This is a genomic window from Pseudomonas deceptionensis, from assembly GCF_900106095.1.
GTDB classification, from domain to species: Bacteria; Pseudomonadota; Gammaproteobacteria; order Pseudomonadales; family Pseudomonadaceae; genus Aquipseudomonas; species Aquipseudomonas deceptionensis.
Genome location: NZ_FNUD01000002.1, coordinates 960,257 through 984,957, shown reverse-complemented (window position 1 = coordinate 984,957; position 24,701 = coordinate 960,257). Strand labels below are relative to the sequence as shown.

At 58.2% G+C, this 24,701-nt stretch carries 23 protein-coding genes; 10 read left to right on the top strand and 13 right to left on the bottom strand.

Annotated features, from left to right (window positions below; all coding sequences use genetic code 11):
* Positions 1–28 precede the first annotated feature (28 nt).
* The 5 genes from BLW11_RS04285 to BLW11_RS04265 all read right to left on the bottom strand — a co-directional run bounded on the left by BLW11_RS04285 (position 29) and on the right by BLW11_RS04265 (position 6,219).
* Positions 29–1,123, bottom strand: a complete 1,095-nt coding sequence (locus tag BLW11_RS04285; protein ID WP_048362175.1) for a polyamine ABC transporter substrate-binding protein — start codon at positions 1,121–1,123, stop codon at positions 29–31.
* A gap of 201 nt (positions 1,124–1,324) precedes the next feature.
* The gene (locus BLW11_RS04280) at positions 1,325–2,437 is read right to left on the bottom strand and encodes a polyamine ABC transporter substrate-binding protein (RefSeq protein ID WP_048362176.1); all 1,113 of its coding nucleotides are present in this window, start codon (positions 2,435–2,437) and stop codon (positions 1,325–1,327) included.
* Between the two features lie 184 nt (positions 2,438–2,621).
* Positions 2,622–3,986 carry an aspartate aminotransferase family protein gene (locus BLW11_RS04275; RefSeq protein WP_048362177.1) on the bottom strand — a complete coding sequence of 455 codons (1,365 nt, stop codon included), beginning with the start codon at positions 3,984–3,986 and terminating at the stop codon, positions 2,622–2,624.
* Between the two features lie 61 nt (positions 3,987–4,047).
* Complete coding sequence (locus tag BLW11_RS04270) at positions 4,048–5,406, bottom strand: glutamine synthetase family protein (protein ID WP_048362178.1); 1,359 nt, start codon at positions 5,404–5,406, stop codon at positions 4,048–4,050.
* Positions 5,407–5,442: 36 nt separating this feature from the next.
* On the bottom strand, positions 5,443–6,219 hold the full coding sequence (locus tag BLW11_RS04265; RefSeq protein WP_048362179.1) for a gamma-glutamyl-gamma-aminobutyrate hydrolase family protein: 777 nt from the start codon (positions 6,217–6,219) through the stop codon (positions 5,443–5,445).
* 278 nt (positions 6,220–6,497) lie between these two features.
* Between BLW11_RS04265 and BLW11_RS04260 the strand changes: the two genes are divergently transcribed.
* Both BLW11_RS04260 and BLW11_RS04255 read left to right on the top strand, forming a co-directional pair.
* Positions 6,498–7,874, top strand: coding sequence for a glutamine synthetase family protein (locus BLW11_RS04260; RefSeq protein ID WP_048362180.1), 1,377 nt, complete (start codon positions 6,498–6,500; stop codon positions 7,872–7,874).
* A gap of 109 nt (positions 7,875–7,983) precedes the next feature.
* The gene (locus BLW11_RS04255; RefSeq protein ID WP_048362181.1) at positions 7,984–8,631 is read left to right on the top strand and encodes a TetR/AcrR family transcriptional regulator; all 648 of its coding nucleotides are present in this window, start codon (positions 7,984–7,986) and stop codon (positions 8,629–8,631) included.
* 40 nt (positions 8,632–8,671) lie between these two features.
* On the opposite strand, the gene tauD is transcribed toward BLW11_RS04255, so the two are convergent.
* From tauD to tauA, 4 genes are read right to left on the bottom strand one after another with little or no spacing between them, the layout of a single operon-like run.
* The gene (tauD, locus tag BLW11_RS04250; RefSeq protein WP_048362182.1) at positions 8,672–9,505 is read right to left on the bottom strand and encodes a taurine dioxygenase; all 834 of its coding nucleotides are present in this window, start codon (positions 9,503–9,505) and stop codon (positions 8,672–8,674) included.
* Between the two features lie 46 nt (positions 9,506–9,551).
* Complete coding sequence (gene tauC, locus BLW11_RS04245; protein ID WP_048362183.1) at positions 9,552–10,388, bottom strand: taurine ABC transporter permease TauC; 837 nt, start codon at positions 10,386–10,388, stop codon at positions 9,552–9,554.
* Positions 10,385–11,179, bottom strand: a complete 795-nt coding sequence (tauB, locus tag BLW11_RS04240; RefSeq protein WP_048362184.1) for a taurine ABC transporter ATP-binding subunit — start codon at positions 11,177–11,179, stop codon at positions 10,385–10,387. The genes tauC and tauB overlap by 4 nt, the downstream gene beginning before the upstream one ends.
* A gap of 27 nt (positions 11,180–11,206) precedes the next feature.
* Entirely contained in the window at positions 11,207–12,187 is a 981-nt protein-coding gene (gene tauA, locus BLW11_RS04235; RefSeq protein WP_048362185.1) for a taurine ABC transporter substrate-binding protein, read from the bottom strand.
* Positions 12,188–12,686: 499 nt separating this feature from the next.
* Between tauA and BLW11_RS04230 the strand changes: the two genes are divergently transcribed.
* The 8 genes from BLW11_RS04230 to BLW11_RS04195 all read left to right on the top strand — a co-directional run bounded on the left by BLW11_RS04230 (position 12,687) and on the right by BLW11_RS04195 (position 20,106).
* Positions 12,687–14,066 carry an OprD family porin gene (locus BLW11_RS04230; protein ID WP_048362186.1) on the top strand — a complete coding sequence of 460 codons (1,380 nt, stop codon included), beginning with the start codon at positions 12,687–12,689 and terminating at the stop codon, positions 14,064–14,066.
* Between the two features lie 293 nt (positions 14,067–14,359).
* Complete coding sequence (locus tag BLW11_RS04225; protein ID WP_048362187.1) at positions 14,360–14,998, top strand: peroxiredoxin; 639 nt, start codon at positions 14,360–14,362, stop codon at positions 14,996–14,998.
* 313 nt (positions 14,999–15,311) lie between these two features.
* The gene (ssuE, locus tag BLW11_RS04220; protein WP_048362188.1) at positions 15,312–15,905 is read left to right on the top strand and encodes an NADPH-dependent FMN reductase; all 594 of its coding nucleotides are present in this window, start codon (positions 15,312–15,314) and stop codon (positions 15,903–15,905) included.
* A 185-nt stretch (positions 15,906–16,090) separates the two neighbouring features.
* Complete coding sequence (locus BLW11_RS04215; RefSeq protein ID WP_048362189.1) at positions 16,091–17,056, top strand: sulfonate ABC transporter substrate-binding protein; 966 nt, start codon at positions 16,091–16,093, stop codon at positions 17,054–17,056.
* Between the two features lie 32 nt (positions 17,057–17,088).
* Positions 17,089–18,237 (top strand): FMNH2-dependent alkanesulfonate monooxygenase, encoded by a 1,149-nt coding sequence (ssuD, locus tag BLW11_RS04210; RefSeq protein ID WP_048362190.1) that lies wholly within the window; start codon positions 17,089–17,091, stop codon positions 18,235–18,237.
* Positions 18,238–18,244: 7 nt separating this feature from the next.
* A complete protein-coding gene (ssuC, locus tag BLW11_RS04205) occupies positions 18,245–19,051 on the top strand; it encodes an aliphatic sulfonate ABC transporter permease SsuC (RefSeq protein WP_048362191.1) in 807 nt (268 codons plus the stop codon).
* A complete protein-coding gene (gene ssuB, locus BLW11_RS04200) occupies positions 19,048–19,854 on the top strand; it encodes an aliphatic sulfonates ABC transporter ATP-binding protein (protein WP_048362192.1) in 807 nt (268 codons plus the stop codon). The genes ssuC and ssuB overlap by 4 nt, the downstream gene beginning before the upstream one ends.
* A 36-nt stretch (positions 19,855–19,890) precedes the next feature.
* Complete coding sequence (locus BLW11_RS04195; RefSeq protein ID WP_003444581.1) at positions 19,891–20,106, top strand: TOBE domain-containing protein; 216 nt, start codon at positions 19,891–19,893, stop codon at positions 20,104–20,106.
* A 77-nt stretch (positions 20,107–20,183) separates the two neighbouring features.
* On the opposite strand, the gene BLW11_RS04190 is transcribed toward BLW11_RS04195, so the two are convergent.
* The 4 genes from BLW11_RS04190 to BLW11_RS04175 form a co-directional block, all read right to left on the bottom strand.
* Positions 20,184–20,441 carry a hypothetical protein gene (locus BLW11_RS04190; RefSeq protein ID WP_048362193.1) on the bottom strand — a complete coding sequence of 86 codons (258 nt, stop codon included), beginning with the start codon at positions 20,439–20,441 and terminating at the stop codon, positions 20,184–20,186.
* A gap of 473 nt (positions 20,442–20,914) precedes the next feature.
* On the bottom strand, positions 20,915–22,912 hold the full coding sequence (gene betT / locus BLW11_RS04185; RefSeq protein WP_048362194.1) for a choline transporter BetT: 1,998 nt from the start codon (positions 22,910–22,912) through the stop codon (positions 20,915–20,917).
* Positions 22,913–23,403: 491 nt separating this feature from the next.
* The gene (locus BLW11_RS04180) at positions 23,404–23,730 is read right to left on the bottom strand and encodes a DOPA 4,5-dioxygenase family protein (RefSeq protein WP_048362195.1); all 327 of its coding nucleotides are present in this window, start codon (positions 23,728–23,730) and stop codon (positions 23,404–23,406) included.
* 25 nt (positions 23,731–23,755) lie between these two features.
* On the bottom strand, positions 23,756–24,682 hold the full coding sequence (locus BLW11_RS04175) for a choline sulfate utilization transcriptional regulator (RefSeq protein ID WP_048362196.1): 927 nt from the start codon (positions 24,680–24,682) through the stop codon (positions 23,756–23,758).
* Between the last annotated feature and the right edge of the window lie 19 nt (positions 24,683–24,701).

Genomic DNA, 24,701 nt, shown 5'->3' with positions numbered 1-24,701 from the left:
CGGGCCTTGGATAGGTGGTCTTGCGAGCTTATCTACCCGTCTTGACCTTGGTCCACGTACGCGTCATCAGACGCTGTATTTTCGGCGGCAACTCGGTTGAGACGTAGGTTTTGTCCAGCACCGCCTGAGTGGGGTACACCGCCTCGTCGGTACGAATCGATTCTTCCATCACCTTGTCAGCGGCCGGGTTAGGGTTTGCATAGCCCACATAGTCGCTGACCTGAGCAATCACTTCAGGCTTGAGCAAGTAGTTGATGAACGTGTGGGCTTCCTTGACGTTGCTGGAATCCTTGGGGATCGCCAGCATGTCAAACCACAGTGCGCCGCCTTCCTTGGGCACGATATAGGCGATGTTGACGCCTTTTTTGGCCTCTTCGGCGCGCGCTTTTGCCTGGAACACATCACCTGAGAAGCCAATCGCAACACAGATATTGCCGTTGGCCAGGTCGGAAATGTACTTGGAAGAATGGAAGTAGGTGACGTAAGGACGCACCGACATCAGTGTCGCTTCAGCCTTTTTGTAATCTTTAGGGTTGGTGCTGTTGGCATCCAGCCCCAGATAGTTGAGCACGGTCGGCAGCATTTCATCGGCCGAGTCCAGGAAGGCCACGCCGCACGATTGCAGCTTCTTCATGTTCTCGGGTTTGAACACTACGTCCCAGGAATCGATGGTGTCGACGCCCAGCACTTCTTTGACCTTGTCGACGTTGTAACCAATCCCGTTGGTGCCCCACAGATACGGCACGGCATATTGGTTGCCCGGGTCGTTGGCCTGAAGGCGCTTGAGCAAGGCCGGGTCGAGGTTGGAATAATTCGGCAACTGCGACAGGTCGAGCTTCTGGAACGCACCCGCCTTGATCTGCTTGCCCAGGAAGTGGTTAGACGGAACGACCACGTCATAACCGGTACGGCCGGCCAGCAGCTTGCCTTCCAGGGTTTCGTTGGAGTCGAAGACGTCATACACCGGCTTGATGCCGGTGGCTTTCTCGAAATCAGCCAGGGTGTTCGGCGCGATGTAGTCCGACCAGTTATAAATGTGCACGGTAGGTGCCGCCTGTACGCTGACGGCAAGCGTCAAACCAGCTCCGACCAGCAAGGTCTTGCGAAACAAAGATATAGACACGTGGTGGTCCTCTAAATAGTTGGGCCTGAGTGGCCCGCGTCACACACCAGCCTGAACTGGCAAAGACAAAACCGGCGCGCAACTTACCCTCGATAAACCGGCACAGCAAAGTTTTCCGTGATTAATTGCCGTAACACTCTGATTTAGTCCGAAATCTGCCCCGCAGGAGCTGCCGTTGGCAGCCCCTGCGGGAATTACGGGTTACTTGCCGGATTTGATCTTGGTCCAGCTGCGCGTCAGCAAACGCAAGGTAGTTGGCGGCAAATCGCTGATGGCGTACAGCTTGGCTTTCACTTCATCCGACGGGTAAATGCTCGGGTCGCCAGAGATGTCTTTATTCACTAGCGGCGTTGCAGCCTTGTTACCGTTCGGGAAGCGCACGCTGTTGGTGATTTCAGCCATTACCTCTGGCTGCATCAGGAAGTTCATCCAGGCGTAAGCGGCGTCGACGTTCTCGGCATCCTTGGGAATGGCGACCATGTCATAGAAGCTGCCAGCGCCTTCTTTCGGAATGGCGTACTTCAGCTTGACCTTGTCACCCGCTTCTTTGGCGCGAGTAATGGACTGTTCGATGTCACCCGAGTAACCCACAGCCACGCAGATGTTGCCGTTGGCCAGGTCCGAGATGTACTTGGACGAGTGGAAGTAGCCCACCGAAGGACGAATCTTCAGGAACAGTGCTTCGGCTTCGGCCAGTTGTTTCTTGTCTTGCGAGTTGGTCGGGTAGCCCAGGTAATGCAGCGCTGCCGGGATCATCTCGGTTGGCGAGTCGAGGAAGCTTATGCCGCAGCTTTTCAGCTTGGCCGCGTTCTCCGGCTTGAACAGCACGTCCCAGGAATCGATGGTGTCGACGCCCAGTGCGGCTTTGACTTTTTCAGGGTTGTAGCCGATGCCGATGGTGCCCCACATGTAAGGGAACGCATGTTTGTTGCCTGAGTCGCTGGCATCGCCCACGGCTTTGAGCAGCGCAGGGTCGAGGTTTTTCCAGTTGGGCAGCTTGGACTTGTCCAGCTCCTGGTAAACCTGGGCCTTGATCTGCTTGGCCAGGAAATTGTTGGACGGCACGACGATGTCGTAGCCGGACTTGCCCGCCAGCAGTTTGGCCTCAAGGGTCTCGTTGCTGTCGAACACGTCGTAGACCACCTTGATACCGGTCTGGTCTTCGAATTTTTTAACGGTGTCCGGTGCGATGTAATCGGACCAGTTGTAGATGTGCAGCACTTTATCTGCTGCTTGAGCTGCCCCGGCCATCACACCCATCAAGGAGAGGGCGAGAAGGGTCTTGCCAGCTTTTTTAAAACCTGATGCCTTCATCTGTAATGCTCCAATTGTTCTTTTAAACCACCGTTTCAGCGACCTGATCTCAAGGTGACTAAAGCCGGCGGCTAGTCTGGCAAGATCCGTGGCAGGCTTTCAAGGGAAGAGCCTTGATTCTTAAGGCTCTGAGCGCAATTGCCTGCTTTCAAACTGCAGTTGTCCTGCGCCCAAAGCCTAGCAGTTAACCTTGCAATACTTCCAAGGTCAGATCCAGGCACTTACGGGCCTTGGTCACCAACTCGTCGATCTCGTCTTTGCTGATCACCAGAGGTGGCGAAATGATCATGGTGTCGCCTACGGCGCGCATGATCAGGCCGTTATCAAAGCAGAACTGTCGGCAGATCATGCCAACGCCACGGCCTTCGTAACGTTTGCGCGTGGCTTTGTCCTGCACCAGTTCAATGGCGCCCAACAGACCCACACCGCGCACTTCGCCCACCAACGGGTGATCGTTCAGTTCACGTAGACGCTTTTGCAAATACGGTGCCGTTTCGGCGTGAACCTTCTCGATAATTTTTTCTTCGCGCAGGATGCGGATGTTTTCCAGAGCCACTGCCGCCGCTACCGGGTGACCCGAGTAGGTGAAGCCGTGGTTGAAATCGCCACCTTCATTAAGTACCGCAACCACTTCGTCGCGCACGATCAGGCCACCCATCGGGATATAACCCGAGGTCAGGCCCTTGGCGATGGTCATCATGTCCGGCTTGAGGTCGTAGAAATCGCTACCAAACCACTCACCGGTGCGACCAAAACCACAGATCACTTCGTCGGCAACAAACAGGATGTCGTACTTGGCCAGAATCTCTTTGATGCGCGGCCAGTAGGTGGCTGGCGGAACGATCACGCCGCCCGCGCCCTGAATCGGCTCGGCAATAAAAGCACCGACATTGTCGACGCCCAGTTCGAGAATTTTCTCTTCCAGCTGATTGGCAGCCCAGATGCCGAACTCCTCCGGGGACATGTCGCCACCTTCACCAAACCAGTACGGCTGGGCAATGTGGGTGATGCCCGGGATCGGCAAGTCGCCCTGTTCGTGCATGTACGTCATGCCGCCCAGGCTGGCGCCGGCCACGGTGGAACCGTGGTAGCCGTTCTTGCGGCTGATGATGACTTTCTTGTTGGGCTGGCCCTTGATCGCCCAGTAGTGGCGAACCATGCGCAGCATGGTGTCGTTGCCTTCAGAGCCGGAACCGGTGAAAAACACGTGGTTCATGCCTTGCGGCGCGATATCGGCGATGGCTTTGGACAGTTCAAGTACCGGCGGGTGAGCCGTCATGAAAAACAGGTTGTAGTACGGCAGTTCGCGCATTTGCTTGCTGGCGGCTTCAGCCAGCTCGTCACGTCCGTAGCCGATGGCAACACACCAAAGACCGGCCATGCCGTCGAGAATTTTGTGGCCTTCGCTGTCCCACAGGTACACGCCTTTGGCGTGCGTAATAATGCGTGGGCCGACTTCTTTCAACTGTTTGAAGTCACTGAACGGTGCCAGGTGGTGATCGTTGCTCAGTTGTTGCCATTCGAGGGTTTGCGGGTTCTTGCTAGTCATACAACTCTCCTTGATTCAGTAGAGGAGGGGCTGCGCATCCCAGGCGCAGCCCCCCGGCGTGTCAGACGGCGAACAGCAGGAATTCCCGCTCCCACGAACTGATGACGCGCTTGAAGTTTTCATGCTCGGCACGTTTGACTGCCACGTAGCCTGCGATGAACTTGGTACCCAGGTATTTCTCAACGGTCTTGCTGCTTTCCATCCGTGCCAGTGCTTCTTCGAGGGTCAGGGGCAGGCGCAAGTTGCGACGCTCATAACCACGACCCACCACTGGCGCGCTCGGATTGATACCTTCAACCATGCCGATGTAGCCACACAACAGGCTGGCGGCAATCGCCAGGTACGGGTTGGCATCGGCACCCGGCAAGCGGTTTTCAACACGGCGGTTTTGCGGGCCGGCATCCGGCACACGCAGCCCCACGGTGCGGTTCTCTTCACCCCATTCCACGTTTACCGGTGCCGAGGTATCCGGCAGGAAGCGGCGGAACGAGTTCACGTTCGGTGCAAACAGGGGCAGCAGCTCAGGAATGAACTTCTGCAAACCGCCGATGTGATTGAGGAACAGTTGGCTCATGGTCCCGTCTTCATTGGAGAAGACGTTTTTGCCGGTTTCGATATCAATGATGCTCTGGTGCAAGTGCATGGCGCTGCCAGGCTCACCGGTCATGGGTTTGGCCATGAAGGTAGCGGCTACGTCGTGCTTGAGCGCGGCTTCGCGCATGGTGCGCTTGAACACCAGGATCTGGTCGGCCAGCGACAGTGCGTCGCCATGACGGAAGTTGATTTCCATCTGCGCCGTGCCGTCTTCATGGATCAGCGTGTCCAGATCCAGCTCTTGCAGTTCGCACCAGTCGTAGACGTCTTCGAACAAAGGGTCGAATTCGTTGGCGGCTTCTATAGAGAAGGACTGACGGCCGGTTTCCGGGCGACCGGAGCGACCAATCGGCGGCTGCAACGGGTAGTCCGGGTCGTCACTGCGCTTGGTCAGGTAAAACTCCATTTCTGGCGCCACAATCGGCTGCCAGCCGCGATCGGCATAGAGTTTCAGTACCTTTTTAAGCACGTTGCGCGGCGACAACTCAATCGGGTTGCCCTGCTTGTCATAGGTGTCGTGAATCACCTGAGCGGTCGGCTCAATGGCCCACGGCACCACAAATACTGCGTTCTGGTCGGGACGGCAGATCATGTCGATGTCTGCCGGATCGAGAAGCTCGTAATAGATGTCGTCTTCGACATAGTCGCCCGTTACGGTTTGCAGCAATACGCTCTCGGGCAGGCGCATGCCTTTTTCGGCAATGAACTTGTTGGTCGGCGAAATCTTCCCGCGAGTAATCCCGGTGAGGTCGGCGATCATGCATTCGACTTCTGTGATCTTGTGGTCTTTCAACCAATCGGTGAGCTGGTCGAGGTTGTTACTCATAAATGCCTCTGGGCTGAGTGTCCTGACTTGAATAAGTCAGGCGTTTACTGACGCATCCGCGTCGCGTTGTGTCGCGCGCCGTCTACAGGCATCTCCAAATGCCTGAAAGATGGCGAGGTAAATCGGGTTAGAGCTTACCTGCCATTCAGGGTGCCACTGAACCGCTAAAGCAAAAGCCTTGCCGCCCTCCACCGAAACCGCCTCAACCAGGCCGTCCGGGGCAACAGCTTCAACCCGCAGGCCCGGCGCCACGCGCTCGATGCCCTGGGTGTGAATCGAGTTGACCGAGAACTCCGGTGGCAAGCCCAGGCCGGCCAGTACACCACCGGGCTGCACGTGCATCCCGTGGCTCGGCGCGTATTGCACGTCAACCGGTGCGCTGGGGTCTTCGCGGTGCTCGATATAGCCGTCGACTTCGTGCAGTTTCTGGTGAAGTGAGCCACCCAGGGCTACATTCAACTCCTGAAAGCCGCGGCAAATGCCGAGCACGGGTACGCCGGCAGCCAGTGCGGCGCGAATCAGGGGGAGGGTGGCGCGATCACGGTCAGGGTCATGCAGCGTGCCAGGCGCGCTGGCAGGACCGTGATATAAATGAGGTTCGATATTGGAAGGCGACCCGGTAAAAAGCAGGCCGTCCAGACTGTCCAGAATATCGTTCGGATCTATCAGTTCCGCCATTGACGGAAGGATCAGAGGCAAGCCTTTGGCGGCCACCGCGACTGCTCGCACGTACTTATCGCCGGTGACGTGATAAGGATGCAAACCGATCTGCTTGGTGCAGGCGGTGACGCCGATTAACGGCAGGCGTGACATGTAACACCCCGGTATTATTGCTGTTATGGGTTTGAATCGAGCTTAGCCTTGTTCATTTTTTTACACAACACCCCCGTAAAAAATACAACACGGCCCGCTCAAGCCTGCGGGCGGCAAGGCTTCAAAAAGGTGAAAGACGCCCTAAAAAGCGTCAAAAATGGCCTTTAGGCGCTTTTTGAGGGCAAAAAAGAGGCTGCTTGACTTCGGTATGCCGTTCGGGTTGACTGAAACCCGTAGCGCTCAATGATTGATATTTTTAACAACAAAGGTGTTGCATCATGTCGGTACCCCCGCGTGCCGTTCAGCTTAACGAAGCGAACGCGTTCCTTAAGGATCATCCTGAGGTTCTGTACGTAGACCTTCTCATTGCGGATATGAATGGTGTGGTGCGCGGTAAGCGCATTGAACGCACCAGCCTCCACAAGGTTTACGAGAAAGGCATCAACCTGCCTGCCTCTCTATTTGCGCTTGATATCAATGGCTCAACGGTGGAAAGCACCGGCCTGGGTCTGGATATCGGCGACGCAGACAGAATCTGTTATCCCATCCCTGACACCCTGTGCAATGAGCCATGGCAAAAGCGCCCAACCGCGCAACTGCTGATGACCATGCACGAAATTGAAGGTGAACCTTTCTTCGCCGACCCTCGCGAAGTATTGCGTCAAGTTGTTACTAAATTTGACGATCTGGGCCTCACCATCTGCGCCGCTTTCGAGCTGGAGTTCTACCTGATTGACCAGGAGAACGTTAACGGCCGCCCACAACCGCCACGTTCGCCTATTTCCGGCAAGCGTCCGCACTCGACTCAGGTTTACCTGATCGATGACCTCGATGAATACGTCGACTGCCTCCAGGACATTCTGGAAGGTGCCAAAGAACAAGGCATCCCGGCTGACGCCATCGTTAAAGAAAGTGCCCCGGCGCAGTTCGAAGTGAACCTGCACCACGTTGCCGACCCGATCAAGGCCTGCGACTACGCGGTACTGCTCAAGCGACTGATCAAGAACATCGCCTACGACCATGAGATGGACACCACGTTCATGGCCAAGCCTTATCCGGGCCAGGCGGGCAACGGGCTTCACGTCCATATTTCGATTCTGGACAAAGAGGGCAAAAATATTTTTGCCAGCGAGGATCCCGAGCAGAACGCCGCACTGCGTCACGCGATCGGCGGTGTGCTGGAGACCCTGCCAGCGCAGATGGCCTTCCTTTGCCCTAACGTCAACTCCTACCGTCGTTTCGGCGCACAGTTCTACGTGCCGAACTCGCCGTGCTGGGGCCTGGATAACCGTACCGTGGCCATTCGCGTACCCACCGGCTCGTCCGATTCGGTACGTATCGAACACCGGGTTGCTGGTGCCGATGCCAACCCGTACCTGTTGATGGCCTCTGTTCTGGCCGGTATTCACCACGGTCTGACCAACCAGATCGAACCGGGTGCGCCGGTCGAAGGCAACAGCTACGAGCAGAACGAGCAAAGCCTGCCAAACAACCTGCGTGATGCGTTGCGCGAGCTGGATGACAGCGAAGTCATGGCCAAATACATCGACCCGAAATACATCGATATTTTTGTCGCCTGTAAAGAGAGCGAGCTGGAGGAGTTCGAACACTCCATCTCCGACCTCGAATACAACTGGTACCTGCATACCGTGTAAACGATTGCAGTCCAAAAAAAACGCCGTCGGCTTTACAGCCCGCGGCGTTTTTTTATGCGCCTGCCTTGTACACCCTCGTACAATGCCGACTGCCCCGCAGGAGAGACTCATGACGCGCCCCGCCACACCTCGAAAGCCACGCGTTCGCAGCCAGGCCCGGATCGATTTGATACTGGCGGCTGCCCGAACATTGCTGGCGACTGAAGGGGTGTCCAGTTTGTCGATTTACAGCGTGGCCGAACGCGCCGCAATCCCGCCGTCGTCGGTCTATCACTTTTTCGCAGGCGTGCCCGCGCTGCTCCAGGCATTGACCGGTGATGTGCATGCGGCCTTCCGCGCCTGCCTGCAAGCGCCGATAGAGCATCAAGGATTGAACAGCTGGCGTGATTTGTCGCGCGTGGTCGAACAACGCATGTTGGCGATTTACAACGAAGACGCGGCTGCCCGGCAATTGATTCTGGCCCAGCATGGCCTCACCGAAGTCACTCGGGCCGACCGCCAGCACGACCTTGAATTGGGCCAACTGATGCAGGCGCTGTTTATGCACCATTTTGAACTGCCGGTCCTGCCACAGGATGTGGATGTTTTTGCGCTGGCGATGGAGTTGGGGGATCGGGTGTACGCGCGCTCCATCCAGCTGCACGACAGCATCACCCCGCGCCTGGCCGAAGAAGGCTTGCGAGTGGTTGATGCGTATTTAGGGTTGTACTTGCCACCGTATCTGCCCAAGCGCGAGATCCCCGCAGGGAACCTGTAGCCGCTGTCGAGGCACGCGGCTACACCTCATGCGGTGTTCATCAAAACGGCGCATCACCCAAAATGGTCGCGCGGTGCATAACGCGGCGATTGGGGCGGTAATCGTCCACGGCGTAATGCTGGGTCGAACGGTTATCCCAGAACGCCACGTCGTTTTCCTGCCAGCGCCAGCGAATGGTGTATTCCGGGCGGGTGGCGTGGGCGAACAGCAGCTTGAGGATCGCTTCACTTTCAGCCTCTGAAAGTTCATTGATCTTGGTGGTAAAGCCTTCGTTGACGAACAGCGACTTGCGCCCGCTCACCGGGTGAGTGCGCACTACCGGGTGCGACAGTGGCGGGTTGTTTTTGCGGGTTTGCTCCCAGCGCGCCAAATCTTCAGGGGTCGAACCGAAACGCTCCAGCGGGAACGATTTGGTGAAATCGTGCGTCGCGGTCAAACCATCCAGCAGCACTTGCAGAGGTTTGGACAGCCCCTCAAACGCGGCAATCCCGCCCGCCCACAAGGTGTCGCCACCAAAGGCCGGCAACTGCTTGGCACTGAGCACCGCGCCCATCGCAGGCGTCGGCAAAAAGGTCACGTCGGTGTGCCACACCGCGTTGTCGCGCACGTCGGTCACCGCCGTGTCCAGTACCAGCACTTCTGGCTGCTCCGGCACGTTGGGGTAAATCGGGTGAATGTGCAGGTCGCCAAAGTGGGCGGCAAAACGTGCCTGCTGCTGCGGCGTGATCGCCTGGTTCTTGAAAAACACCACATGGTGCGCAAGCAACGCCTGCTCGATGGCATTGCGATGTTCCAGGTTCAGGGGCAGGGTCAGGTCAACGCCGTCAATCTGGGCGCCAAGGGCAGAGCTAATCGGGGTGATGGTCAGGCTCATGGTCAATCTCTTAATCAGCGCGCCGATTGATCAGCGGCGAGTGTGTTTAGTGAGCCTGGCCGTGCCACGGCACCAGCTTGCGTTGCAGGGCGCGCAGGCCCATTTCCATGGCGAAGGCGATGATGGCAATCACCAGAATCCCCAACACCACCACATCGGTGACCAAAAACTGCGCGGCGGACTGCACCATAAAACCCAGGCCGCTGGTGGCGGCGATCAGCTCGGCAGCCACCAGGGTCGACCAGCCCACACCCAACCCGATTCGCACACCGGTCAAAATATCCGGCAGGGCGCTGGGCAAAATCACATGGCGGATCAACTGCCAGCGCGTAGCGCCCAACGATTGCGCTGCACGCACTTTTGCCGGGTCCACGGTGCGCACGCCGGTGGCGGTGGCAATCGCAATTGGGGCAAAAATCGCCAGGTAAATCAGCAGCACTTTCGACAACTCGCCAATCCCGCACCAGATCACAATCAGCGGCAAATACGCCAACGGCGGAATCGGCCGGTAAAATTCAATCAGCGGGTCGAAAATCCCCCGCGCAATGCGGTTGTGACCAATGGCGATACCCACCGGCACGGCCGTTAAAATCGCAAAGCCCAGGCCCAGGCCGATACGGCTCAAACTCGCGCCCAAGTGCTGCCACAAAGTGGAGTCCATGTAGCCTTTGGTCGCCAGCAACCAGCCTTTTTCCAGCACGGCGGACGGCGGTGGCAAAAACAGCGGCTCGATCAACCCGGCAGCGGTCACGGCCCACCAGATGGCAATCAAGGTCACGAGGGTCAAGACGCTGATTAAGCGCGTGCTCAGGCTGCGCTTGATCGGGCGCGGGGCGTGGGGCGCCGCAACCGGGGCGGCGGCGACTGCTTCATAACTGCTCATGCGCGCTCCTGCCGCTGGGCGGCACCGCGTTGTGAAAACACGCGCTCAAGCACGTGCTCACGGGTTTCGATAAAACGAGGGTCGGACTTGATCGAACGTGCGGATTCGCCAGCGTTGTAGCGCTGGCCGAAATCCAGGGTCAGACGCTCAACGATGCGGCCCGGATTGGGCGCCAGCAAAATCAGGTCAGTAGCTAGAAACACCGCTTCTTCAATGTCGTGGGTAATCAGGAACACCGGCTTGTCGGTACGGCGGCACACTTGCAGCAGCAGTTCTTGCATCTGCTCACGGGTGAACGCATCGAGGGCGCCAAAGGGTTCGTCCATCAACAGCACCCGAGGATCGGCCGCCAGGGCACGGGCCAGGCCGACCCGCTGTTTTTGACCGCCCGACAGCTCCCACACGCGGCGATGCTCAAAGCCCGACAAGTCGACCAGGGCGAGCATTTCACGGGCGCGGATCTCGCGTTTGTCACGGGGTACACCGGCCAGCTCAAGGCCGAAGGCCACATTGGCCAGCACGTCTTGCCACGGCAGCAACACGTCGTCCTGAAACACCACACCGCGTTCGGCGCTCGGGCCTTTGACCGGCGCGCCATCAAGGGTGATGCGCCCGGCGCTGGGCTCCACAAAACCCGCAATCAGGTTCAGCAAAGACGTTTTGCCGCTGCCCGACGGGCCAAGTGCGACCAGCAGTTGCTGAGGGCCGAGGCTGACGGAAATATCCGACAGCACCGGCTCGGCGGCGCCTGGGTACTGTGCGCTGATGCGCTCCAGTGATAACAAGGCCATGACGGTCGACTCCTCAGCGCGGGTTGATTATTGGGTGATAAAGGTGGCGTTGACCGACGGCGCGTAGTCCGCCAGCACGGCATCGACCTTGCCCTGCTCTTTGAGGAAGGCGGCGGTGTCGGTCAGGGCTTTGGTGGTCGGCGCGCCGAGCAAGGCAATCTGGTCATTGGCCAGCGGGTACACGTTGCCTTGCAGCAGTACCGGAATGTCCGAAGCCTTGGCGCCCGACAGTTTCACCACCTTGTCGACATTGCTCTGATTGGCCAGCCAGGCTTTCGGGTCCTTGCGGTAGTCGGCGTAGGCATCCAGGGTGACTTTGGCAAATTCCTTGACGATTTCAGGGTGCTTGGCGGCGAAGTCTTTGCGCACGATCCAGGCATCAAACGTCGGCGCGCCCACCTTGGCCAGCTCGCCCGACGTAATCAGCACTTTGCCGTTCTCTTTGGCTGCGCCCAGTGCCGGGTCCCATACGTAGGTGGCGTCGATATCGCCACGCTTCCAGGCCGCCACAATGGCCGGTGGCGCGAGGTTCAAAATCTGTACTTTGGCCGGGTCGATATTCCAGTGCTTGAGCGCTGCCAACAGGCTGTAGTGACCGGTGGAGACAAATGGCACGGCGACTTTTTTACCGATCAGATCCTGCGGACCGTTAATCCCGGAACCGTCGCGGGCCACCAGTGCTTCAGCGCCGCCAATCTGGGTAGCAATCAAAAAGGTTTCAACCGGCACCTTGCGGGTGATCGCAGCCGTCAGCGGGCTCGAACCGAGGTAACCGATTTGCACATCGCCCGAGGCGATGGCGGCAATGATGTCCGAACCGTTATCGAATTTGCGCCAGTTGATCTTGGCCCCGGTGGCTTTTTCATAAGCGCCGTCGGCCTGGGCGACTTTTGCCGGATCAACGGTAGTTTGGTAAGCAACAGTGACATCGGTGGCGGCCTGCGCGAAGAAGCTGGCACCCGCCAGGGACAAAGCAGCCAAAAGGCGTAGGGGGGAGTGCAGTTTCATCAGGAAGCTCCTCGGCAGGCGGCCGGACATCGGCAGAACACGAGGTTAAATGATCTAAGAACCGGTAAATAAATAACTTTTAAGCATTAGCTTATGTGGTTCCGAAACATCCAGAAACGCACACGGTGGTCATCTGCTATGGCGTTTTGAAGAGCATGTGATCAGGTCGCGTTTTTAAGAACCAAACGCTATTAAAAGATTCATAAAATTATGTTTAAGGATTAGACGAAAGCCCGATAGCATTCCTTCACATGCGCGCAGGAAATATTCTGCGATATGCCTATTTGATCTGAAAAGCTTAGAAACAATTCTTTTTGGCTTTATCAAATAGGCATTACTCTGCGCCCAAACGGAAAATGACTAGACAAAGGTCGTAGACACTCTTGGTTACGATTGACTTGCCGGTCACCGTCTGGCGCTAATCGCGCATCTGTAGCACCCGGACGTCAGATTCGGGGCTAAAGAACTACAAAAATTAGAAACGCAAAGGAGCAACACAATGAACAAGTCCACCTTGGCCATCGCTGTGGCCGTAGGGTTGTTGGCACAACAAGCAAGCGCTGCTGGCTTTATTGAAGACAGCAAAGCCACGCTGAAACTGCGTAACTTCTATATCAACAACGACAACCGTGATTCGGAAGCAGGCACTGCTGCCAACAAAAAAGCAGGCGTGCAAAGCAAAGTTGAAGAGTGGGGCCAGGGCTTCCAGCTGGACTTCACCTCCGGCTATACCCAGGGCACAGTCGGTTTTGGTGTGGATGCCATTGGCCTGCTCGGCGTCAAGCTGGACTCGAGCGCTGGCAAGCACGGCAACCCGACCGGTGCAAACTCCGGCGGCTCGGTATTCCCAAGCGATGGCAACCACGCTGTAGACGATTTCTCCAGCCTGGGCCTGACCGCTAAAGCCAAGGTTTCCCAGACCGAACTGCGCATCGGTACCCTGCAGCCAAAACTGCCGGTTATCGTCACCAACGACGGTCGCATGCTGCCGCAAACCTTCCAGGGCGGCCAGATCACCTCCAGCGAGTTCAAGGACCTGACCTTCACCGGCGGTCAGATCGAACACGCCAAGGGCCGTAACTCGAGCAACAACGAAGGCCTGTCGATTGCCGGCGCCAACGCTGGCTCGAACTACGCCAAAGGCGAGTTCGTCAACAAGTTCTACTACGGCGGAGCGGACTACAAGGTCAACAAAGACCTGTTGCTGCAGTACTACTACGGCAACCTGGAAGATTTCTACAAGCAACACTTCCTGGGCCTGGTTCACAACTGGTCCATCGGCCCGGGCGTGTTGAAATCTGACCTGCGCTACTTCAACAGCTCTGACGACGGCAAGAACGGCCACGATGCTGCCTACTACACCTCGGGCGACTACCACACCCAGGCCAGCGGCAAAGGCAAGGTTGATAACAACCTGATCAGCGGCCTGTTCCTGTACACCGTTGAAGGTCACACCTTCGGTGGCGGTTACCAGGTCAGCAACGGCAGCAGCGACTTCCCGTTCCTGAACCAGGGCGACGGCGCGTCGGCTTACATCCCTACCGACATGCAGATCTCGAAATTCGCCCGTGCCGGCGAACGCACCTGGCAGGCGCGTTACTCGTATGACTTCGCCAAAGTGGGCGTTCCTGGCCTGACAGCAGGCGCCGTTTACCTGCGTGGCGACAACATCGACACCTACAACAGCAGCAAAGTACAAACCAGCAATGGCGCTTCCGAGTGGGAACGCGATATCACCGTGGCTTACGTTATCCAGGAAGGCGCGTTGAAAAACCTCGGCCTGACGTGGAAAAACGCCATGTGGCGCAACGATATTGCTTCGACTCGCGACCAGGACGAAAACCGTCTGATCGTCAGCTACTCGATCCCGTTGTTGTAAGCAGGTTGTAGTAAAAGGTAAGAAAAATCCTGCCCGGCGCAATGCCGGGCAGGGTGTTTACCGAAGACCAGAACGATCAATTCGCAACACATTAATAGTCGTAGCTCCCTGCCACTCCCCTTGCCTAAACCTGTGTCCAGAGTGGACCCGGGGCTTTGTTGCGTCCAATGAAACAGTTTTTAATATTCTTTTTAGCGCTAACTAAATCGATATTTATTCTTTTTAATTCGCTTATGTCGCAGGCAGAGTAGGCCCATCACGCCCTGCCATTCCCTATAAAAAGGAGCTGCACCATGAGCCTCAGACTCGGCGACATCGCCCCCGATTTCGAACAGGATTCCAGCGCCGGCAAGATTCACTTTCATGAATGGCTGGGCGACAGCTGGGGCGTGCTGTTCTCGCACCCCGCGGACTTCACCCCGGTGTGCACCACCGAGCTGGGCTTTACCGCCAAGCTCAAGGACGAGTTCGCCAAGCGGGGCGTCAAAGCCATCGCACTGTCGGTAGACCCGGTGGACTCGCACCACAAGTGGATCGAAGACATCAACGAAACCCAGAACACCGTGGTCAACTTTCCGATCCTGGCCGATGCCGATCGCAAGGTGTCGGACCTCTATGACCTGATTCACCCCAATGCCAGCGACACCCTGACCGTGCGCTCGCTGTTCGTGATTGATCCGAAAAAGAAAATCCGCCTGACCATCACTTATCCGGCCAGCACCGGGCGCAACTTCAACGAAATTTTGCGCGTGATTGATTCGCTGCAACTGACCGACAACTACAAAGTCGCGACCCCGGCCAACTGGCAGGACGGCGACGACGTCGTGATCGTGCCGTCGATCAAGGACGAGGACGAAATCAAGCAACGCTTCCCCAAAGGCTACCGCGCCGTGAAGCCCTACCTGCGCCTGACGCCACAGCCCAACAAGTAACCCACACACCCTGTAACCGCTGCCGCAGGCTGCGATGGGCTGCGCAGCAGGCCCAATATTACTGAAGGTCCTTCGGACCTTATCGCAGCCTGCGGCAGCGGCTACAAATTTTACCGTCTTCCATGCAACAGGGTTTCAGGCCGTTTCGACGGCCTTTTTTTTGCATTTTATTTAACAAAATCGCATATGCATTTTAAGAATAAACAAATGAATAAATATGATTTATAGATATATAAATCACCTGTTAAGGTCTGTTCACTCAAGCGAAAACGCTGACAGCGAAATGCGCATATTCATTCAAGGAAACGTCTAGATGCTGGTCGTGACTCTCGGAGGAAGCCCAAGCCAACGATCCCGTTCGGGAGTGTTGCTGGACTACGCCAAACACTGGTTGAACCAGCAAGGCGTTGAAGTGGTGAGTTATCAGGTACGTGACTTCCCGGCCGAAGACTTGCTGCACGCACGCTTCGACAGCCCGAAAATTATCGACCTGCTGCAACAGATTGAAAACGCCGACGGCCTCGTGATCGCGACCCCGGTGTACAAAGCCTCGTTCAGCGGCGCACTGAAAACCGTGCTCGACTTGCTGCCTGAACGCGCCCTGAGCCACAAAGTGGTCCTGCCCATCGCCACCGGCGGCAGCATCGCCCACATGCTGGCCGTGGACTACGCCCTCAAGCCCGTACTGTCGGCCCTCAAGGCCCAGGAAATGCTGCACGGCATTTTTGCCGATGACAGCCAGATTGCTTACGGCGAAGGCAGCGCGAAGGCGCAGCTTGCACCGGTGTTGGAACAACGTTTGAGCGAGGCTCTTGAGCAGTTCTACAGCGCCCTGGCCCGCCGCCCGAAACCGCTGGACCCCAACATCCTCAACGACCGGCTGCGCACCGCGCGCTGGAGTATCTGAGCCAACACATTACTCAACTGTGGGAGCGAGCCTGCTCGCGAAAGGATCACGGCGGTCTGTCAGAAAACCAAACCGCCTGAATCGCGAGCAGGCTCGCTCCCACAGAAAAAGCTCCACCACCTTACTGACCCGCTAACGGCTCGGCAGGTGCAACCCGAATCTCGAACTGCAAATAGGAGAGCGCCATGCGCACTGTCATTTTGCGTCGTGGTCTGGTCGCACTGTTAGCTGCGGCTGTGTCCTTCGGCGCTGTTACCCAGGCTCAAGCCGATACCCTGCGCATCGGTTATCAAAAATACGGCACGCTGATGCTGCTCAAGGCCAAAGGCACGCTGGACAAGCGTCTGGCCGAGCAGGGCATCGACGTGCAATGGACCGAATTCCCCGGTGGCCCGCAACTGCTTGAAGGCCTGAACGTGGGCTCCATCGACTTCGGCGTAACCGGCGAAACCCCGCCTGTGTTCGCCCAGGCAGCAGGCGCCGACCTGCTCTACGTCGCCTACGAACCGCCAGCCCCTACCAGTGAAGCCATCCTGGTCCCCAAAGACTCACCGATCACCTCGGTCAAAGACCTCAAAGGCAAAAAAGTCGTCCTCAACAAAGGCTCCAACGTTCATTACCTGCTGGTGCGTGCCCTTGAAGACGCCGGCCTGAAATACACCGATATCCAGACCGTCTTCCTGCCTCCGGCCGATGCCCGTGCGGCGTTCGAGCGAGGCAGCGTCGATGCCTGGGTCATCTGGGACCCCTACCAGGCCGCGGCCGAACAGCAACTGCAAGCGCGCACCCTGCGTGACGCCAGCGGCATTGCTGACAACCACCAGTTCTATCTGGCCACCAAGCCGTACGCCGAACAGCATCCCAAGGTGATCGAAACCCTGGTCGATGAAGTGCGCAACATTGGCGAATGGGCCAAGGCCCACCCTGAAGACGTGACTCAACAAGTTGCGCCGCTGCTGGGCCTGTCACCAGAAATCACCCTCACGGCGGTCAAACGCCAAGGCTACGGCGCGCAGTTCTTGACCCCGGAAGTGGTCAACGCCCAGCAAAAAATTGCCGACAGTTTTTACCAGCTCAAGCTGATTCCCAAGCCGCTGGTTGTGAAAGACGTGATCTGGACGCCACCGGCCAATCTGGCCAAAGCCAACTAACGCTTGCTGCCCCCCATTTAGGAGACCACTCCATGAGCCTCAATATTTTCTGGTTCCTGCCTACCCACGGTGATGGCCATTACCTTGGCACCTCCGAAGGCGCCCGCGCGGTTGACTACGGCTACCTGCAACAAGTCGCCCAGGCGGCTGACCGTTTGGGGTTTGGCGGGGTACTGATCCCTACAGGGCGTTCGTGCGAAGACTCGTGGCTGGTGGCCGCGTCGCTGATCCCCGTGACCCAGCGCCTGAAATTTTTGGTGGCGCTGCGCCCTGGCATTGTTTCGCCCACCGTGGCGGCCCGTCAGGCTGCGACCCTGGACCGTCTGTCCGGTGGCCGTGCGCTATTCAACCTAGTGACCGGCGGTGACCCGGAAGAACTGGCCGGCGATGGCCTGTTCCTCAGTCACGAAGAGCGCTATCAGGCCTCGGTTGAATTCACCCGCATCTGGCGACGCGTGCTCGAAGGCGAAACCGTGGACTACGACGGCCAGCACATCACCGTCAAAGGCGCGAAATTGCTCTACCCGCCAATCCAGCAACCGCGTCCGCCGCTGTACTTCGGCGGCTCGTCGGAAGCGGCGCAAGACCTGGCAGCCGAACAAGTAGAAATGGTGCTGACCTGGGGCGAGCCACCGGCCGCCGTCGCTGAGAAAATCGAACAGGTTCGGGCCAAGGCCGCCAAACACGGGCGCACCGTTCGCTTCGGCATTCGCTTGCACGTGATCGTGCGCGAAACCAACGACGAAGCCTGGAAAGCGGCTGACAAACTTATTTCTCACCTGGACGACGACACCATCGCCCGCGCCCAAGCCTCACTGGCACGATTTGATTCGGTCGGCCAGCAACGCATGGCCGCGCTGCATGGCGGCAGCCGCGACAACCTCGAAGTCAGCCCCAACCTGTGGGCCGGCGTAGGCCTGGTACGCGGCGGCGCAGGTACGGCCCTGGTCGGTGACGGCCCAACCGTGGCGGCGCGGGTCAAGGAGTACGCGGACCTGGGCATCGACACCTTTATTTTTTCTGGCTACCCGCACCTGGAAGAGTCGTACCGCGTGGCCGAATTGCTGTTCCCGCATCTGGATATCGAGCGCCCTGAGCTGCCAAAAAGCGCCGGCTATGTGAGCCCGTTTGGAGAAATGGTCGCCAACGACATCCTCCCTAAAGCTGCATCGCAGAGCTGAGGTCCCCATGAGTACAGGCAAGGCCTTGGGCCTCAATAAAATCGGTCACACCCTGGCGCCCTGGGCCTTGCCTGTGTTGCTGCTGGCGGTATGGCAGCTGTCTGTGTCGGCGGGCTGGTTATCGACACGCATCCTGCCCGCCCCCAGCGCCGTCATCGCGGCCGGGATCGAGCTGGTGCGCAGTGGCGAGATCTGGAAACACCTGGCCATCAGCGGCTGGCGCGCCGGGTTGGGCTTTGCCATCGGCGGCAGCATCGGCCTGGCGCTGGGCTTTATCACCGGCTTGTCGAAGTGGGGCGAACGCCTGCTCGACAGCTCGGTGCAAATGATCCGCAACGTGCCACATCTGGCGCTGATTCCGCTGGTGATTCTGTGGTTCGGTATCGATGAATCGGCAAAGATTTTTCTGGTGGCGCTGGGCACTTTGTTTCCGATCTACCTCAACACCTACCACGGCATCCGCAACGTTGACCCGGCCCTGGTCGAGATGGCGCGCAGCTACGGCTTGTCGGGTTTTCGCTTGTTCTGGCAAGTGATCCTGCCCGGTGCCTTGCCTTCGATCCTGGTGGGCGTGCGCTTTGCGCTGGGCTTTATGTGGCTGACATTAATCGTGGCCGAAACCATCTCCGCCAGCTCCGGCATTGGCTACCTGGCGATGAACGCCCGGGAGTTTTTGCAAACCGACGTGGTGGTGCTGGCGATTGTTTTGTACGCCGTACTCGGCAAATTGGCCGATACCGCAGCCCGGGGGCTGGAGCGCGTATGGCTACGCTGGCACCCGGCGTATCAAGTGGCTAAAGGCGGTGCAGCATGACAGCTCAACAACCCCCGCGTTTGCGTCAGGGCATACCGCTTGCCATCAATGGCCTGCAAAAGGCATTCGGCGAACGTCAGGTTCTGCGCAACATCAATCTACACATCCCGGCCGGGCAATTTGTGGCCATCGTGGGGCGCAGCGGCTGCGGCAAAAGCACCCTGATGCGCCTGCTGGCCGGGCTTGATCAGCCCACGGGCGGCGAACTGCTGGCCGGCAGTGCACCGCTGCAAGAAGCCCGCGATGACACGCGGCTGATGTTTCAGGAAGCGCGCCTGCTGCCCTGGAAAAAAGTCATCGACAACGTGGGCCTTGGCCTCAAGGGCGATTGGCGGCCCAAGGCGCTGAAAGCGCTGGAAGAAGTGGGCCTGGCCGAACGCGCCAACGAATGGCCCGCCGCGCTGTCGGGCGGGCAAAAACAGCGTGTGGCCCTGGCCCGCGCCCTGATTCACCAACCGCGCCTGCTGTTGCTGGACGAACCGCTGGGCGCGCTGGATGCCCTGACCCGCATCGAAATGCAGCAACTGATCGAACGCCTGTGGCGCCAGCATGGTTTCACCGTGTTGCTGGTGACCCACGACGTGAGCGAAGCCGTTGCGATTGCAGACCGTGTGATTTTGATTGAAGAGGGCGAGGTGGGGCTGGACCTCATCGTCGAACTGCCGCGCCCACGGGTACGCGGCTCGCACCGGCTGGCCGCGCTGGAAACCGAAGTACTCAACCGCGTACTGGCGTTGCCAGGCGCACCGCCCGAACCCGAACCCGTCGCACCGCTGCCCACGCAACTGCGCTGGGCGCAATAACCTCACTTTTTTTATCCCAAGACAGGAATCGACACCATGACCATTAAAGCCATCAACGTTCGCAACCAGTTCAAAGGCCACATCAAGGAAATCGTGCTGGGCGACGTACTGTCGGAAATCGACGTACAAACCGCATCCGGCATCGTGACCTCCGTCATCACCACCCGCTCGGTCAAAGAGCTGGAACTGGTCGTGGGCAGCGAAGTGATTGCCTTCGTAAAATCCACCGAAGTGTCCATCGCCAAGTTGTAAATCATGCGTGATCCACACCCCCGAACGGCGTGAGCCCTTCGGGGTTTTTTGTGGCTCACATTTGCCCTTGCGCGGGATCAGGCGTCTTGCAGCACCAGCACTTGCAGTACATCACACCCTTGCTGCAACAACAAAGACGACGCCTCGCACACGGCGCTCAAGTCGTGAGGGTCATGGCTGCGGGCGCTCATCAGCGCCAAACAGCGCAACAAATTCTTGGCCGCCTGAATGCGCTGCTCGGCACAGGCCAGCAGGGCAGATACAGAGGCGTGGGTATCGATTAACAAGACGTTTGAGCCGACGGGGTTGTCGGTTTGGGGAAAGTACTGGGACATGTTTTTAACTCCTAAAGAGAAGGAGCCACTTCAATCAGCTTGCACGCAGAAAGAGGGTGGCAATTGTGCGCGGGTGTGCAAGACCGGTCCCAGACAACCCGGCAGATCCGAAGATCTCCCGCGCACAACCGCCATAACGCCGATTGCAGGCGCAGAGCCTACCAAGCGAAATGAAAAGTTGGAAATCTGAGAGTCAGGCTTGCACGCCTGATCGCCGATTTTTCAGCGACGGGGCGGACTATAGGCAGCCCGCTGGGGGCATCACAATGGGGGGCAGAACGTGAAAGCCCGATCCCACACAAGTGCGCGAAAGGTCTGTAAATACCGACCTCAACTGTGGGAGCGAGCCTGCTCGCGAAGGCCATTCGCGAGCAGGCTCGCTCCCACACACACCTTCGGTTTTTTCGAGTGCAAACTGCACTTCGTCGTGGACCCAAGGGCAGGGCCCGCCCATTGCAGGCGGGCCTTGGCTGTCAACGTACCAAATGCAAAAACTGCATATGACGCTCGTACTGGTCGAGGATGTCGTTGATGATTTGCTCTTTGGTGTAGCCCGTCAGGTCGTAGTCCTGGCTGCCTTCGGCCAAATGCACTTCCGCACGGTAGTAACGGCGGTTGCGCAGTTGCTCTTTTTTGCCGAAACCACCCCGCGCAAATGACGGCGTGAAGTAACCACGCATCTGTACCTGATAGATGAACGGATGCTCTTCGCCGTGGCCGATTTCCAGGCTCACGTTGTCGTTGGCCGGGTCCGGCTGTGTGACAACGTTAAGCCCTTTCTCCAGGAAGACCGCGCTCACTTCTTCAATCGCCGGGCGCACTGTGGTGTCCATGAAGCGGTACACCTCGTCACGGGACGGGAAGTGTACGGCCTGGCTCAGGCGCTGACGCCAGCCGCCTCGACGCGAGTGCGAAACCGGCGCCAGGGAGTGCATCTGCGCGATTTGCTTCTGCGACTCAAGGTAGAACGCCTTGTGCAGGCCCCACATCATCAGCAGCAATATCAGCGAGAACGGCAGCGAGGTGAGCACCACCGCCGACTTGAGCGCATCGATACTGCCCGAGAACAACAGCGCACTGGTGACCAGCGCGGTCATCGCACCCCAGAACACCCGCAGCCATTTCGGACCGTCTTCGTCGGCGTTGTTGCCACGCGCCGAGAGGGTAGACAGCACCACGGTGCCGGAGTCAGCCGAGGTCACGAAGAACACGAAGCTGATGAACACCGTCACCGCAATCACGGTTCGGCTCCACGGGTAGGTCTCAAGCAGCAGGTAAAGCGTGCGCGACGGGTCGTCGATAGCCGACTGGCCGAGGGCAACCATGCCGTGGTTGAGCACCTGGTCGATGGCGCTGTTGCCGAAGATCGACATCCACGCCAGGGTGAAGCCCAGCGGGATCAGCAGCACGCCGAACACGAACTCGCGGATGGTACGGCCACGGGAGATACGCGCAATAAACAAGCCCACAAACGGCGACCATGCGATCCACCAGGCCCAATAGAACACGGTCCAGCCGCCCAGCCAGTCGTTGGGTTTGTCGTAGGCGTACACGTCGAAACTCTTGGTCGGCAACGCGCCCAGGTAGTCACCGATGTTCTGCACCAGGGTATTGAGCAAATGCTGGGTAGGGCCTGCGAACAGCACAAACAGCAGCAGCGCGCACGCCAGCAGCATGTTGATGTCGGACATCACCCGCACGCCTTTATCGACGCCGGCAATGGCCACCAGAATCGCCGCACCCATCATCAGGGTGATCAACCCTACCTGCACCCATTGGGTGTGAGGCAGGCCGAACAGGTAATCGAGCCCGGAGTTGAGGTGCAACACCCCAAAGCCCATGTCGGCGCCAAGGCCAAACACGGTGGCGATGATGCCGAAGCCATCCACCGCATAACCGATCGGCCCGTTGATGCGCTTGCCGATCAGTGGGTAAAGCGCCGAACGCAGCGCCAGCGGCAGGTTGTGGCGATAAGCGAAGTAGGCCAGCGCCATGCCGACAAAGGCGAACACCCCCCAGCCATGCAGGCCCCAGTGCAGGAACAGCAACTGCATGCCTTGGCGCGCAGCCTCTGACGTGCCGGCCGGGCCTTGAGGCGGGGCGAGCATATGGGTCAGGGGTTCGGAAACGCAGAAGAAAAATAGCGTGATGCTGATCCCGGCGGCAAACAGCATGCCCGCCCAGGACAGGTAACTGAACTCGGGTTCGTCGTGGTCGGCACCGAGCTTGATCTTGCCGTAGCCGGACAAGGCGGTGACGACCACGAAGATCAGATACAGGGTCATCGCTAACATGTAGTACCAGCCGACCGTATTGGCCGCCCAGTTTTGTGCTGCCAGCAGCCATTCACCGGCCGCTTGTGGCATGGCGATTACCACCAGACCGAAGATCAGGATAAACGCGGCGGCAAAGTAAAACACCGGCGGGTTCATGCGGATCACAGACGTCTCCGACGTCGTGGGTACACTCATCGGATGTGCACCTTATAGAGGTAAAACGGGATCAAAAAGAGCGGATTCGGCAAGGGTTAGCCTCCTGTTGTGAGCGGGCAGCGGACCACCGGTTTAAGTTGAACGAGCATTCAAGTTAAACATGGATGGCCTTTCAGCACTAATCGCAGCCCACGGCTACACGTGTCATACGTTAGCTCATGGCAGGGTATGACACATGGCCATGATCAACGTTCAACCGTTATAGCGTGGGGCTATCAGGGGGTTGCTGTGGGTTGAGAGCGGGGAGGATTTATGGCTGTGAAAAAAAATTTCAAGGCCACATAAAATTTGGGTGACGTAAAGCAAATCCTTGTTCATCCACCGCCCCAACTCACGCATTCTCATTTCACGCGATGGTGTTGGCACAATATAACCATCGCAAAGCCGCCGTTCTTAATGTCGGATATTTCCGTAACTAAATTTATTATGTAGGAGAGGGTTAAAGCGGGCGCTGAAGTGCGCGCCCCAGTTTAAAAAACAGACAAATCCAGCGGCCGAATAGCCCCCATCCAGATTGCATGGTCGGTGTGGTCGCGCAGGTCATCGCCGGTGTTGGGGTGCATAAACACCACCAACCCGTTGCGGTTGAGCGCCAGCCACGGCAACACCACACCCACCAGTTCAGGGCCGAAGGCCAATTGGCAGCTCCAGTCCGGATGCGGGCCCACCGGGCGTTCGTGGACGCGGCCCATGGTGACGCCGAACAGTTGCGCAGCCTCCAGGCACAAGGCGCGGGCTTGATCGAGGGTGGTGGCGTCGAAGTAGACGTGGGCGTGGTAGCCCTTGATTCGTTGCATAGGGGGGCCTCGTGAAAGGATGCATTTAATGGGTCAGCTGGCTTGCACCCGCATTCTGCTCCGCCAGCATCCAGTCGACAAAGACCTGGACCAGTCTGTTACGCCGTTTTCGGGCAGGCATCACCGCGTAATAGCCAAATGCCGATTGCGCCGACTCAACGAAAGGCCGACACAACACGCCCTGCTCCAGCAAGTTATCCACAAGGTGCTTCCAGCCAATGGCCATGCCTTGCCCGGCTATCGCGGCCTGAATCAGCAGGGTGTAGTTGTCGAAGCGTAGCTGGCCCGGCGCAGGCGCCTGCCCAAGCTGGAAGGCGTCAAATAGCCGGTACCAGTCGAACCACTGGCGGGCATGTTCGCCGCGCAATTGCAGCAACGGGAAGTCGCCCAGGGCTTGAGCCGATAACGGCAGCACCTTCCCGGACAACAGGTGCGGGCTGCACACCGGGAATACTTCTTCGTTGAACAACCACTGGGATTCACCCTGGGTAAATCGCCCCTGGCCAAACAATACCGCCACGTCGATATCGCCATGCAGGGCGTCATGGCTACGCTCGCGGGTAATCAGGCTCACATCGATGTGTGGATAAAGCCCATGAAAACGCGGCAGACGCGGCATCAACCAATAGGCCGCAAACGCAAAGTCGGTGGCGACTTGCAGCACTTCACGGGCAGGTTGTTCACGTAACGCCTGCAAACCTGCGTCGATTTGTTGCAAACCCGCCTGAACATGCAAGAACAGGCCAAGGCCCGTCTCGGTCAGGGCAATACCGCGATAGATACGATCAAACAGGCGAACACCCAAGCGCTGCTCCAGCCGTTTGAGTTGCTGGCTGATGGCTGGCTGGGTAGTGCCCAGTTCCTGTGCCGCAGCGGTAAAACTGCGATGTCGGGCTGCCGCCTCAAAAGTGCGCAGCAGGTCGAGGGACACGTCACCCAGAGCTTCATACATTAGCAGTGCTTATCCGAGT

Bases quoted from the DNA above. Each gene is read 5' to 3' on its own strand.
- BLW11_RS04280 (WP_048362176.1), bottom strand. From the start codon at position 2,437: ATGAAGGCATCAGGTTTTAAAAAAGCTGGCAAGACCCTTCTCGCCCTC.
- BLW11_RS04275 (WP_048362177.1), bottom strand. From the start codon at position 3,986: ATGACTAGCAAGAACCCGCAAACCCTCGAATGGCAACAACTGAGCAAC.
- BLW11_RS04270 (WP_048362178.1), bottom strand. From the start codon at position 5,406: ATGAGTAACAACCTCGACCAGCTCACCGATTGGTTGAAAGACCACAAG.
- BLW11_RS04265 (WP_048362179.1), bottom strand. From the start codon at position 6,219: ATGTCACGCCTGCCGTTAATCGGCGTCACCGCCTGCACCAAGCAGATC.
- BLW11_RS04260 (WP_048362180.1), top strand. From the start codon at position 6,498: ATGTCGGTACCCCCGCGTGCCGTTCAGCTTAACGAAGCGAACGCGTTC.
- BLW11_RS04255 (WP_048362181.1), top strand. From the start codon at position 7,984: ATGACGCGCCCCGCCACACCTCGAAAGCCACGCGTTCGCAGCCAGGCC.
- tauD (WP_048362182.1), bottom strand. From the start codon at position 9,505: ATGAGCCTGACCATCACCCCGATTAGCTCTGCCCTTGGCGCCCAGATT.
- tauC (WP_048362183.1), bottom strand. From the start codon at position 10,388: ATGAGCAGTTATGAAGCAGTCGCCGCCGCCCCGGTTGCGGCGCCCCAC.
- tauB (WP_048362184.1), bottom strand. From the start codon at position 11,179: ATGGCCTTGTTATCACTGGAGCGCATCAGCGCACAGTACCCAGGCGCC.
- tauA (WP_048362185.1), bottom strand. From the start codon at position 12,187: ATGAAACTGCACTCCCCCCTACGCCTTTTGGCTGCTTTGTCCCTGGCG.
- BLW11_RS04230 (WP_048362186.1), top strand. From the start codon at position 12,687: ATGAACAAGTCCACCTTGGCCATCGCTGTGGCCGTAGGGTTGTTGGCA.
- BLW11_RS04225 (WP_048362187.1), top strand. From the start codon at position 14,360: ATGAGCCTCAGACTCGGCGACATCGCCCCCGATTTCGAACAGGATTCC.
- ssuE (WP_048362188.1), top strand. From the start codon at position 15,312: ATGCTGGTCGTGACTCTCGGAGGAAGCCCAAGCCAACGATCCCGTTCG.
- BLW11_RS04215 (WP_048362189.1), top strand. From the start codon at position 16,091: ATGCGCACTGTCATTTTGCGTCGTGGTCTGGTCGCACTGTTAGCTGCG.
- ssuD (WP_048362190.1), top strand. From the start codon at position 17,089: ATGAGCCTCAATATTTTCTGGTTCCTGCCTACCCACGGTGATGGCCAT.
- ssuC (WP_048362191.1), top strand. From the start codon at position 18,245: ATGAGTACAGGCAAGGCCTTGGGCCTCAATAAAATCGGTCACACCCTG.
- ssuB (WP_048362192.1), top strand. From the start codon at position 19,048: ATGACAGCTCAACAACCCCCGCGTTTGCGTCAGGGCATACCGCTTGCC.
- BLW11_RS04195 (WP_003444581.1), top strand. From the start codon at position 19,891: ATGACCATTAAAGCCATCAACGTTCGCAACCAGTTCAAAGGCCACATC.
- BLW11_RS04190 (WP_048362193.1), bottom strand. From the start codon at position 20,441: ATGTCCCAGTACTTTCCCCAAACCGACAACCCCGTCGGCTCAAACGTC.
- betT (WP_048362194.1), bottom strand. From the start codon at position 22,912: ATGAGTGTACCCACGACGTCGGAGACGTCTGTGATCCGCATGAACCCG.
- BLW11_RS04180 (WP_048362195.1), bottom strand. From the start codon at position 23,730: ATGCAACGAATCAAGGGCTACCACGCCCACGTCTACTTCGACGCCACC.
- BLW11_RS04175 (WP_048362196.1), bottom strand. From the start codon at position 24,682: ATGTATGAAGCTCTGGGTGACGTGTCCCTCGACCTGCTGCGCACTTTT.